The following is a 10855-nucleotide window of genomic DNA, read 5'->3' as shown; positions in this document are numbered from 1 at the left end:
ACGCAACCACCTACCGGACTCGACTGCGCGCGCGGCAGCGCGGCGGAGCGCAGCGACGACGCGCTCGCGCCATCCAACGAAACGCTCGCGCCATCCAGGCGGAAGGGACCCGGGACACCTTCGGACCGTCCCGGCTCCCGACTGGCTGCCGCCGCGCGCGACGTTGTCTAGGGTGACCCGGGCCCTTCCGGCTCGCTCTCGAGGGGCGAACCGACCTCCGCGAACCGTCCCCGCGCGGAGCTGGTGCTACTCCGCCGACATACGGCCACTCGGACGTCGGTCCGCCGGCCACGACCTGCACGAGCGAACGTCTGACGTACTTTGGTAAGCCTCATTCATCCTGTCAACCGCCGCCTGACCTGCGGTGATACGCGTTCTCGCAGGTCAGTGCGCCCTGCCCGACGCCGAAATTCCCGCAAAATTGGCGGTCATCCTCGGCGTGTCGGCCGGCGACGCGCCGAGAGGCGGGTCAGTGACCGACGGGACGGTTCTCGTAGTACGTCGAGAGCACGATGGTCGTGCGGGTCGAGACGTTGGCGGCGGAGCGGATCCGGCCGAGGAGGAGCTCGAGCTCGGCGGGCGTGGTGGTGCGCACCTTGAGGACGTAGGACTCCTCGCCGGCGACCGACCAGCACGACTCGATCTCCGGCAGCCCCTCGAGGCGGTCCGGGCAGTCGTCGGGCTGGGAGGGGTCGATCGGCCGGATCGAGATCAGCGCGGTGAGCGGGACCCCGATCTCGGCGTAGTTCACCGTCGCGCCGTAGCCGAGGATCAGGCCACGCTGCTCGAGGCGCTTGACGCGCTGGTGCACGGCCGAGGTGGACAGTCCCGTGGCGCGACCGAGATCGGTGTAGGACATGCGTCCGTCCTTGGCCAGGAGTTCCAGGATCTGCCGATCGATGGCCTCGACCGCTGGATTGCCACTCTGACTCACGGCCCCACCCTATTAGGCTCCGGCGTGATGACTCAGCGCCTTCTACTCCTCGATACGGCCAGCCTGTACTTCCGGGCCTACTTCGGCTCGCCGGAGATCCTCGCACCGGACGGCACCAACGTGAACGCGGTGCGCGGACTCCTGGGCTACATCGCCCAGCTGACCGATCAGTACCGGCCCACCCACCTGGCCTGCTGCTGGGACGAGGACTGGCGTCCGCAGTGGCGCGTCGACCTGATCCCGACGTACAAGGCGCACCGGGTCGTCGAGGAGGTCGTGGGCGCCCCGGACGTCGAGGAGGTGCCCGATCCGCTGGAGCTGCAGGTGCCGGTCATCCGTGAGGTGCTCGAGGCCTTCGGGATCGCGGTCGTCGGTGCGCCCGGATACGAGGCGGACGACGTGATCGGCACGCTGGCCACCGGCGCCGGCATGCCGGTGGACGTGGTGACCGGTGACCGCGACCTGTTCCAGCTCGTCGACGACGCGGCCGGGGTCCGCGTGCTGTACGTCGGCAAGGGGGTCGGGCGCCATGAGCGGGTCGACGAGGCCTGGGTCGTCGAGAAGTACGGCGTGCGCGCCGACCAGTACGCCGACTTCGCCACCCTGCGCGGCGACGCCTCGGACGGACTGCCCGGTGTGAAGGGGGTCGGGGAGAAGACGGCGGCCAGCATGCTGCAGAAGTACGGCGACCTCGCCGGCATCGTCGCGGCCGTGGAGGACCCGGCGAGCGACCTCGGGCCCGGCCCGCGGATGAAGATCCGCGCCGCCGCCGACTACCTCGCGGTGGCGCCACGGGTGGTCGCAGTGGCCCGGGACATCGACCTGCCCCGTGAGCACCTCGCGCTCCCCCGGACGCCGGCCGACCCCGACGTGCTCGCCGCGCTGGTCGAGCGCTGGTCGCTGTCGTCGCCGGTCGAGCGGCTCCTCGGGGTGCTGGCGTCGTAACACGGCTGTCATCGGACGGGTAGCCATCCGAAATCAGCCGTTCCTAGGTTGATCGCCGAGATGCACCTGACACCCGCCGACACCGAGAAGCTGCTGCTGAGCGTGGCGGGCATGGTCGCCCGGGACCGCCTGGCCCGCGGCGTCCTGCTCAACTACCCCGAGGCCGTCGCGCTCCTCTCGTGCTGGGTGCTGGAGGAGGCCCGGGCGGGGGCGCTGGTCGCCGACCTCATGGAACGCGGTCGCGAGGTCCTCGACCGGAGCCAGGTGCTGCCCGGCGTCGCGGACATGATCACCGACGTCCAGGTCGAGGCCACCTTCCAGGACGGGCGCAAGCTCGTCACCCTGCACCACCCGATCCCGTGAGGAGGCAGCTGTGGGCATCGTGACCGACGGTCCGGGAGCCGTGCGGACCGCGCCGGGATCCGTCGTCCTCAACGGCGACCGGCGACCCGACGAGCGGCTGGTGCTGGTGGTGACCAACACCGGCGACCGCCCGGTCCAGGTCGGCTCGCACGTGCACCTCGTCGAGGCGAACGCGGCGCTCGCGTTCGACCGGGCGGCGGCGTACGGCTTCCGGCTGGACATCCCGTCCGGCACCTCCCGCAGGTTCGAGCCGGGGGCCTCGCAGGAGGTGGCCCTCGTAGCGTTGCGGGGCGCACGACGGGTGCCGGGCATCCAGGTCAAGGCGGACGGCGGCGCCGTCGATGGTTGAGATCAGCCGCGCCGCGTACGCCGCCCTCTACGGCCCGACGACCGGCGACCAGGTCCGGCTCGGCGACACCGACCTCTGGCTGGAGGTCGAGCAGGATCTGGTGGTCGGCGGCGAGGAGGCGGTGTTCGGCGGCGGCAAGTCGATCCGCGAGTCGATGGCGCAGTCCACCCGGACCTCGGCCGAGGGCGCCCCGGACACGGTGATCACGGGCGCGCTGGTCCTCGACCACTGGGGGGTGGTCCGCGCCGACGTCGGGGTCCGTGGCGGTCGCATCGTCGCCCTCGGCCGAGCGGGCAACCCCGACATCGCCGACGGGGTGCATCCGGACCTCGTGATCGGTCCGGGCACCGACGTCGTCTCGGGCGAGGGACGGATCCTCACCGCGGGCGCGATCGACGTCCACGTGCACTTCCTGTCGCGCTCCCAGCTCGTGGAGGCCCTCGCGACGGGGATCACCACGGTCGGTGGCGGCGGCACCGGACCGTCCGAGGGCTCGAAGGCGACCACCGTGACGCCGGGAGCGTGGCATCTGGCGACCGTGCACCGGGCCCTCGACACGCTCCCGCTGAACGTGCTCCTGTTGGGCAAGGGCAACACCGTGAGTGCCGCCGGGCTGGCGGAGCAGGCCCTGGCCGGCGCCGCCGGGTTCAAGGTCCACGAGGACTGGGGGTCCACGCCGGCCGCCATCGACGCGGCGCTGCGGGCGGCCGACGAGTTCGGTCTGCAGGTCGCGCTGCACTCCGACAGCCTCAACGAGGCCGGCTACGTCGAGTCGACCATCGGCGCGATCGACGGGCGCGGGATCCACGCCTTCCACGCCGAGGGCGCCGGTGGGGGCCACGCCCCCGACATCCTCACGGTGGCCTCTCTTCCGTACGTGATCCCGGGGTCCACCAACCCGACGCTGCCGCACACCGTCAACACCGTGGCCGAGCACCTCGACATGCTGATGGTCTGCCACCACCTGAACCCGCAGGTGCCCGAGGACCTCGCCTTCGCCGAGTCCCGGATCCGGGCGACGACCATCGCTGCAGAGGACCTGCTGCACGACCTCGGCGCGCTGTCGATCACCTCGTCGGACGCCCAGGCCATGGGCCGCATCGGCGAGGTGGTGTGCCGCACCTGGCAGGTCGCGCACGTCATGAAGCACCGGTACGGCGACCACGCCGACCTGGGCGGCGGCCGCGCCGACAACCTGCGGGCCCGGCGCTACGTGGCGAAGTACACGATCAACCCGGCGATCGCCCACGGCATCGACCACGAGGTCGGCTCCGTGGAGCCGGGGAAGCTCGCCGACCTGGTGCTGTGGGACCCGCGGTTCTTCGGGATCCGCCCCGAGGTGGTGATGAAGTCGGGAGCGCTGGTGTGGGGGGCGCTCGGCGACCCCAACGCCTCCATCCCGACGCCGCAGCCGGTCGTGATGCGACCGACCCTGGTCGACGACGGGAGCGCGCACGCGGTCACGTTCGTGGCACCGGCGGCGCTGGAGGACGGGCTGGCCGACCGGCTCGGACTCCGACGCCGGCTCGCCGCCGTCCGAGCGACCCGGGCGGTCACCAAGGCGTCGATGGTGAACAACGATGCGCTACCCCGCATCGACATCGACCCGGAGACCTTCGAGATCGACGTCGACGGGGAGCGGGTCGTGCCGGCGCCGGCCGCCGAGCTCCCACTCGGCCGGCTCTACTCGATGTTCTAGGCGGGCTGGCGACGATGACCGATCCGGAGCTCATCCTGCTGCTGCTCGCGGACGCGCGGCTCCCCGTCGGCGGACACACGCAGTCCGCCACACTGGAGGGCGCGCTGGGCCGAGGGCTGGGAGCCGCTGACGTCCCCGGCTACCTCCGTACCCGCCTGCTCAGCAGCACCCGGGTCGAGGCGGGCACCGCCGTGGTGGCCCGCGCGACCGTGGAGCGACGCGGCCCGCTCGATCCGGTGGAGCGGGCCTGGGCCGCGCGCACGGTGTCTCCGGCCCTGCGCGACGCGTCCCGGGTGCAGGCCCGCGCGCTCCTACGATTCGTGCGCCGGACCTGGCCCGACGTCGCCCGGCCGCTCGACGACCTCGCGCGGCCGAGCCGGGCGACCGTCCTCGGGGCCGTCGCCGCCGGGCTCGGGCTCGGCGCCGGGTCGCTGGCCCGCCTGGTGGCCTACGACGACGTCCAGACCGTCTGCGCCGCCGCGCTCAAGCTCCTTCCGCTCGACCCGGTGACCGTCGCCGGCTGGGTCGTGGAGGCTCTGCCCGGTGTGGCCGAGGTGGAGCGCGCCGTCTCCTGGGCCGAGCTGCCGTCGGACATCCCGGCGTGCTCGGCCCCCCAGATCGAGGCGTGGGCACAGGATCACGCCGCCACCACCAGGAGGTTGTTCCGTGCCTGAGCACACCCATCCCGGCCCTGCCGGCCGGCCCTCCCGCCCGCTCCGGCTCGGCGTGTGCGGGCCGGTCGGCACCGGCAAGAGCTCGCTCATCGCGCTCCTGTGCCGTGAGCTGGCCGGACGCCTCGAGCTCGCCGTCGTGACCAACGACATCTACACCGACGAGGACGCCCGGTTCCTGCGCTCAGCCGGCGTCCTGGCTCCGGAGCGGATCCGCGCCGTCGAGACCGGCGCCTGCCCCCATACCGCGATCCGCGACGACATCAGCGCCAACCTGACGGCCGTGGAGGAGTTGGAGGAGGAGTTCGCGGGCCTGGACCTGGTGCTGATCGAGTCCGGCGGCGACAACCTCACCGCCACGTTCTCGCCGGCACTCGTCGACGCCCAGGTCTTCGTCCTCGACGTCGCCGGCGGCGGCGACGTCGCCCGCAAGGGCGGTCCCGGGATCGAGCGGGCCGACCTGCTCGTCGTCAACAAGACCGACCTGGCGCCGTACGTCGGCGTGGACGTGGCCCGGATGCTCGCCGACGCCACGTCGGCGCGGGGCGAGCGACCCGTGATCGGGCTGTCCCGCACCGACCGGGCGAGCATCGACGCGCTCGTGGCGTGGGTCGACGACGTCCGGCGCAGCCGGGCGGCCGGCATCCACGTCCCCGTCGACCCGGGCCCGATGGCGCGTCACGTGCATGCTCACCAGCACTGAGCGCACCGCCCGCACCCGGGTGCGGGTCAGCCCCGCCGACACCGGCCGCTGTCGGGTGCGGACCACGGTCACGCTCTCCGACCCCACCGCGTCCTCGCTGCGGCCGGTGCTGGTCCACCACGACGCGACGTCCGCCCGGGTGTCGCTGGTGCCCGAGGGTGCGCTGCTGTTGGCCGGTGACCGGGTCGAGGTCGACCTCGCCGTGGACGCCGGCCTCCGTCTCGACCTGGTCGAGCCGGGAGGAACGGTGGCCTTCGACATGCGGGGCGGCCGGGCGATCTGGGACGTGCGGATCACCCTCGGTCGGGGCGCGGTGCTGACCTGGGCCGGTGAGCCCTTCGTCGTGGCCGCCGGGGCGGCCGTCACCCGGAGCACCCGGATCCGGCTCCGCGACGGCGCTGTCCTGGCGCTGCGCGAGTCCCTCGTCCTGGGCCGCCACGGCGAGGAGCCGGGACGCGTGCACCAGTCGACCGAGATCGTCACCGGCGCGGGGCCGGTCCTCGTCGAGGACCTCACCTTCGACGCACTGACCGCACCGGCGCTGCTCGGGGGCCACCGCGTGATGACGTCCGTCCTCCTCGTGGGCGCGCCCGCCCCTGCCGGAGCCGAGGCGGACCGCTACGACCTGGAGGCCGGCGGCACGCTGTGGCGCCGCCTCGGCGTCCAGGCGCACGAGGCGGACCTGACGGGGGCCTGGGGTGCGGTCCGAAGCGGGGTCGGTCCCGGGGAGGGCTAGTCGCCGGCGACGATCCCGCGGCGCAGCAGCCGGACCAGCTGTCGCGCAGCGTCGCGCACCGGCGTACCGGCGGCGGCGTCGGCGATCTGGCCGGCGAAGTCGATGAGCTGCTTCATCTGGCGCACGAAGTCGCCGGCGGTCTGGTCGTTGCGGGTGATGATCTCGTCGAGCTCCTGGCCCTCGGCCCAGCGCCAGGCGGTCCAGGCGAATCCGGGGTCCGGCCTGCGGAGGAAGTCGAGCCGGTGCTCGCGCTCGAGACGCTCCAGGTCGGCCCACAGCCGGGTCATCGCCTCGATGGTCACCGCGATCGCGCCGCCGGGCACGTTCGAGGGACCGTCCTCGGGCCGACGGGCCTCGTAGACGAGGGCGGAGAGGACGGCGCCGAGCTGGGACGGGGTGAGGTCGTCCCACAGGCCGGTGCGCAGCGACTCGGCGGCGACCAGGTCGAGCTCGGAGTAGATCCGCATCAGGCCGCGCCCGCGCTCGGTGACCTCGTCGTCATGCAGGTAGTCGAGGGCTTCGAGGACCTCGCAGACCCGGTCGAAGGTGCGGGCCACGGTGTTGGTGCGCCGCTCGATGCGCTGGGCGAGGACGTCGGCGTCCTTCCTCAGCTTGGCGTGTCGCTCGGCCCAGCGGGCGTGGTCCTCGCGGTCGGCGCAGCCGTGGCACGGGTGCTCGCGCACCTGCGCGCGCAGCGCCTGGATTTCACGTGCGGTGTCCTCGTCGACGGGGCCGCGCTCGGCCCGCGGCTTCGTCACCGACAGGGGCAGTGCGCGCACCGCCTCGCGGACCTGCTGGGCGATGTCCTTGCGCTGGTGCGGGTTGCGCGCGTCGACCCGCTTGGGGAGCTTGATCCGGGCGACGGCCTCGACCGGGGTCGGGAAGTCCATCATCGCCAGGCGCCGCCCCTGACGCTCCGCGGTGATGACCAGCGGCCGGTGGCCCTGCTCCGACAGGCCGGGATCGACGACCACGGCCGGCCCGGCGAACTTGCCGACCGGTACGACGATGACGTCACCGGGCTCGAGCCGCTCGAGCGAGGCCATCGCCTCGTCGCGGCGGTCGTGGCGGCGCGCCCGGCTCGACTCCTTCTCCAGCTCCGAGATGCGGCGGCGCAGGGCGGCGTACTCCATGAAGTCGCCGAGATGGCACTGCGCGGCGTCGGCGTACCCGGCCAGCGCCTCCTCGGCCTTGCGCAGCTGCCGGGCGAGCCCGACGACGGCCCGGTCGGCCTGGAACTGGGCGAAGGACTGCTCGAGCAGCTCGCGGGCCTGGTGGCGGCCGTAGGAGTGCACGAGGTTGACCGCCATGTTGTACGACGGCCGGAAGCTCGAGCGCAGCGGGTAGGTGCGGGTGGAGGCCAGTCCGGCCAGCTCGCGCGGGTTCATCCCCGGCTGCCAGAGCACGACGGCGTGCCCCTCGACGTCGAGGCCGCGTCGACCGGCCCGGCCGGTGAGCTGGGTGTACTCCCCCGGTGTGATGTCGGCGTGGGTCTCGCCGTTCCACTTGCTGAGCTTCTCCAGCACGACCGTGCGGGCGGGCATGTTGATGCCGAGGGCGAGGGTCTCGGTCGCGAAGACGATCTTGATCAGCCCGCGCAGGTAGAGCTCCTCGACGCACTCCTTGAACGCCGGCAGCATCCCGGCGTGGTGGGCCGCCACGCCGCGGGAGGCGGCGTCGAGGAAGTCGTGGTAGCCGAGGACGTGGAGGTCGGCCGACGGCAGCCCGCCGAGGGTGCGCTCGACGTACCTGATGACCTCGTCGCGCTCCTCGGGCGAGGTGAGGCGCAGGTTGGCGTCGAGACACTGCTGGACGGCGGCGTCGCAGCCGGCGCGGCTGAAGATGAAGTCGATGGCCGGCAGCAGGTTGTCGCGCTGCAGACGGTCGATCACGTCGAGGCGGCCGGGGATCCAGATCCGGCGCCCGGTGCCGACGTTGCGGCTGCCCGGTCCGCCCGGCCGGGACCCCTTGGGGGTGCGGTGGCCCTTGAGCCGGGTCGAGGCCCAGTCGTCGCGGGCGAGCTTCACCAGCTCGTCGTTGACCGGGGCGCCCTCGCGCACGAACCCGGCCGAGGCGTCGACGTCGGTGGAGGCGAACAGGTCGAGCAGCCGGCGACCCACCATCACGTGCTGGAACAGCGGCACCGGGCGGCGCTCGGCCACGATGGTGCGGGTCGAGCCGCGCACCGTCTCGAGCCACTCGCCGAACTCCTCGGCGTTGGAGACCGTGGCCGACAGCGAGATGACCGAGACCGACTCGGGGAGGTGGATGATGACCTCCTCCCAGACCGCGCCGCGGGAGCGGTCGGCGAGGTAGTGCACCTCGTCCATCACCACGAACCCCAGCCCGACGAGGGTGCGGGAGCGCGCGTAGAGCATGTTGCGCAGCACCTCGGTCGTCATCACGACCACCGGCGCCTCACCGTTGATCGTGGTGTCGCCGGTGAGCAGGCCGACCTTCTCCTTGCCGTAGCGGGCGGCCAGGTCGGCGTACTTCTGGTTGGACAGTGCCTTGATCGGCGTCGTGTAGAAGCACTTGCGGTCGGTCTCGAGCGCCAGGTGGACCGCGAACTCCCCCACCACCGTCTTGCCGGCGCCGGTCGGGGCGGCGACGAGCACGCCGTCTCCGTCCTCGACCGCCTTGCAGCCCTCGACCTGGAAGTCGTCGAGCGGGAACGAGTAGCCGGCGGCGAAGTCGCGGAAGACCGGGTGGCCGCGATCCTTGCGGTACGACGCGTAGCGCTCGGCCGGACCGAGCTCCTCGGACCCGCTCGTCGAGTCGCTCACGCCATCACCTGCAGGGCGCCGGGGACGGTCTCGACACTCAGCGGCAGGGGGCCGAACCGCTCGCCGTCGGCGTACCCCACGATGCCGGAGGAGGCGATGGTCACCCGGCGGACCCGATGGCGCTCGTACTGCGGATGGGTCACGTGGCTCCCGTCGAACAGCTTCGGATAGGTCCGGACCAGCTCGCGGCGGCTCATCGGCTTGATCAGGACGACGTCGAGCAGTCCGTCGTCGAGCTGGGCGCCGTGGGTGATCCGCAGCCCGCCGCCGAAGGACGGGCCGTTGCCGACGGCGACGAGCATCGCCTCGACCTGTCGCTCGACCCCGTCGAGCTCGAGGACGTAGCGCAGCGGCCGGAAGGTGCGCAGCTCGGCGAGGGTGGCGAGGTTGTAGCGCATCTGGCCGCGCGGCCAGCGCATCCGGTTGGCGCGCTCGTTGACGACCGCGTCGAAGCCGGCGGCGAGGACCCCGCCGAAGTAGCGGTCTCCGATCCGGCCGAGGTCCACGGTGCGCGGACTGCCGTGGAGGATCCGTACGGCGGCCGCGGCCCCGCTGCGCAGCGGCAGGTCGAAGTAGCGGGCGAAGTCGTTGCCGGTGCCGGCCGGCAGGATGCCGAGCGGGATGCCGGTGCCGGCCACGGCCTGGATCCCGATGTTGACCATGCCGTCGCCGCCGCACACGACGAGCGCGTCGGGCTTCTCGGCGGCGGCGACCCGGGCCAGGTCGAGGGTGTCGTCCGCGTCGCGGCCGGTGAGGGACGTCGTCCGCCAGCCGGCGGCGTGGAAGCGCGGGAGAGCCTCGTCGCGCACCCGGGCGCCCTGTCCCTTGCCGGACGTCGGGTTGGTGAGGACGATCGCGCGGGGCATCAGAGCGGGCTGGCCTCGTCGGGCGAGAGACCCGCGTTGATCGTCCGCCCGGCGCGGCGGCGGTCGTTGAGGCGGGCGATCACCTCGGAGATGAAGAACAGCACCACCATCGGCACCGCCATGAACGTCATGGTGAACGGGTCGCCCGACGGGGTGGCGATCGCGGCGAACACGAACGAGCCCACGATGATCCACGGCCGCGACGCACCCAGCGCCTTGCCCTTGACCACGCCGGCCATGTTGAGCAGGACGACGAACACCGGGATCTCGAACGCGATCCCGAAGACGAGCAGGGTCCGGGTGAAGAAGCTCAGGTAGTCGTTGAACTCGACCAGGTTGGTGAGATCGGCCTGGGTGAACCCGATCAGGATCTCCAGGCCCTTGGGCAGGGTGAGATAGCCCAGGGCGATCCCGCCGATGAACAGCGGGCCGGCGATGATGGCGAACAGGATCGTCCAGCGCTTCTCGTTGGAGTGCAGCCCGGGCAGCACGAACGCCCAGATCTGGTAGAGCCAGAACGGGCTGGTTCCGATCACCGCGGCCAGCCCGCACAGCTTGAGGTAGAGCAGGAAGCCGCCCGCCACCCCGCTGGTGGTCGCGATCGTCCGGTCGTGACCGAGCGACTCTCGCGCCTGCTGGTAGGGCTCGTTGACGATCGCGAAGATCGGGTCGAAGAAGAAGAGCGCCACCACGAAGGCGGCGAGCAGCACGAAGGCGCCCTTGAGGACGCGGGCGCGCAACTCCCGCAGGTGGTCGGACAGCGCCATCCGTCCGTCGTCGCCGACGGGATGGACGGGCTTTCC

At 72.4% G+C, this 10855-nt stretch carries 11 protein-coding genes; 7 read left to right on the top strand and 4 right to left on the bottom strand.

The genetic code is table 11. The features are described from left to right. Positions 1-469: 469 nt before the first annotated feature. Entirely contained in the window at positions 470-934 is a 465-nt protein-coding gene (locus tag FHP29_RS12875) for an Lrp/AsnC family transcriptional regulator (RefSeq protein WP_139623241.1), read from the bottom strand. Between the two features lie 27 nt (positions 935-961). Between FHP29_RS12875 and FHP29_RS12870 the strand changes: the two genes are divergently transcribed. The 7 genes from FHP29_RS12870 to FHP29_RS12840 are packed head-to-tail and all read left to right on the top strand — an operon-like array spanning position 962 to position 6400. Continuing rightward, positions 962-1879 (top strand): 5'-3' exonuclease, encoded by a 918-nt coding sequence (locus FHP29_RS12870; RefSeq protein WP_139623240.1) that lies wholly within the window; start codon positions 962-964, stop codon positions 1877-1879. Between the two features lie 60 nt (positions 1880-1939). Then, positions 1940-2242: an urease subunit gamma gene (locus FHP29_RS12865; RefSeq protein WP_139623239.1), complete on the top strand. Its 303-nt coding sequence runs from the start codon at positions 1940-1942 to the stop codon at positions 2240-2242. Between the two features lie 10 nt (positions 2243-2252). After that, complete coding sequence (ureB, locus tag FHP29_RS12860; RefSeq protein WP_240044478.1) at positions 2253-2591, top strand: urease subunit beta; 339 nt, start codon at positions 2253-2255, stop codon at positions 2589-2591. Then, positions 2584-4290, top strand: a complete 1707-nt coding sequence (locus FHP29_RS12855; RefSeq protein ID WP_139623238.1) for an urease subunit alpha — start codon at positions 2584-2586, stop codon at positions 4288-4290. Before ureB ends, FHP29_RS12855 begins: the two co-directional genes overlap by 8 nt. A gap of 14 nt (positions 4291-4304) precedes the next feature. Continuing rightward, complete coding sequence (locus FHP29_RS12850) at positions 4305-4964, top strand: urease accessory protein UreF (protein ID WP_139623237.1); 660 nt, start codon at positions 4305-4307, stop codon at positions 4962-4964. After that, positions 4957-5664 (top strand): urease accessory protein UreG, encoded by a 708-nt coding sequence (gene ureG / locus FHP29_RS12845; RefSeq protein WP_139623236.1) that lies wholly within the window; start codon positions 4957-4959, stop codon positions 5662-5664. Before FHP29_RS12850 ends, ureG begins: the two co-directional genes overlap by 8 nt. After that, the gene (locus tag FHP29_RS12840) at positions 5648-6400 is read left to right on the top strand and encodes an urease accessory protein UreD (RefSeq protein WP_139623235.1); all 753 of its coding nucleotides are present in this window, start codon (positions 5648-5650) and stop codon (positions 6398-6400) included. The genes ureG and FHP29_RS12840 overlap by 17 nt, the downstream gene beginning before the upstream one ends. On the opposite strand, the gene FHP29_RS12835 is transcribed toward FHP29_RS12840, so the two are convergent. The 3 genes from FHP29_RS12835 to tatC are packed head-to-tail and all read right to left on the bottom strand — an operon-like array spanning position 6397 to position 10819. Beyond that, entirely contained in the window at positions 6397-9186 is a 2790-nt protein-coding gene (locus FHP29_RS12835) for a DEAD/DEAH box helicase (RefSeq protein ID WP_139623234.1), read from the bottom strand. The genes FHP29_RS12840 and FHP29_RS12835 overlap by 4 nt on opposite strands. After that, complete coding sequence (locus tag FHP29_RS12830; protein WP_139623233.1) at positions 9183-10052, bottom strand: diacylglycerol kinase; 870 nt, start codon at positions 10050-10052, stop codon at positions 9183-9185. Before FHP29_RS12830 ends, FHP29_RS12835 begins: the two co-directional genes overlap by 4 nt. After that, a complete protein-coding gene (tatC, locus tag FHP29_RS12825) occupies positions 10052-10819 on the bottom strand; it encodes a twin-arginine translocase subunit TatC (protein WP_240044477.1) in 768 nt (255 codons plus the stop codon). The genes FHP29_RS12830 and tatC overlap by 1 nt, the downstream gene beginning before the upstream one ends. Positions 10820-10855 lie beyond the last annotated feature (36 nt).

It is taken from the genome of Nocardioides albidus, from assembly GCF_006335005.1.
Classification (GTDB): domain Bacteria; phylum Actinomycetota; class Actinomycetes; order Propionibacteriales; family Nocardioidaceae; genus Nocardioides; species Nocardioides albidus.
The sequence above is the reverse complement of the archived record's forward strand: the minus strand, read 5'-3'. Positions and strand labels throughout refer to the sequence as shown.

Bases quoted from the DNA above. Each gene is read 5' to 3' on its own strand.
- FHP29_RS12870 (WP_139623240.1), top strand. From the start codon at position 962: ATGACTCAGCGCCTTCTACTCCTCGATACGGCCAGCCTGTACTTCCGG.
- FHP29_RS12865 (WP_139623239.1), top strand. From the start codon at position 1,940: ATGCACCTGACACCCGCCGACACCGAGAAGCTGCTGCTGAGCGTGGCG.
- FHP29_RS12855 (WP_139623238.1), top strand. From the start codon at position 2,584: ATGGTTGAGATCAGCCGCGCCGCGTACGCCGCCCTCTACGGCCCGACG.
- FHP29_RS12850 (WP_139623237.1), top strand. From the start codon at position 4,305: ATGACCGATCCGGAGCTCATCCTGCTGCTGCTCGCGGACGCGCGGCTC.
- FHP29_RS12840 (WP_139623235.1), top strand. From the start codon at position 5,648: ATGCTCACCAGCACTGAGCGCACCGCCCGCACCCGGGTGCGGGTCAGC.
- FHP29_RS12830 (WP_139623233.1), bottom strand. From the start codon at position 10,052: ATGCCCCGCGCGATCGTCCTCACCAACCCGACGTCCGGCAAGGGACAG.
- tatC (WP_240044477.1), bottom strand. From the start codon at position 10,819: ATGGCGCTGTCCGACCACCTGCGGGAGTTGCGCGCCCGCGTCCTCAAG.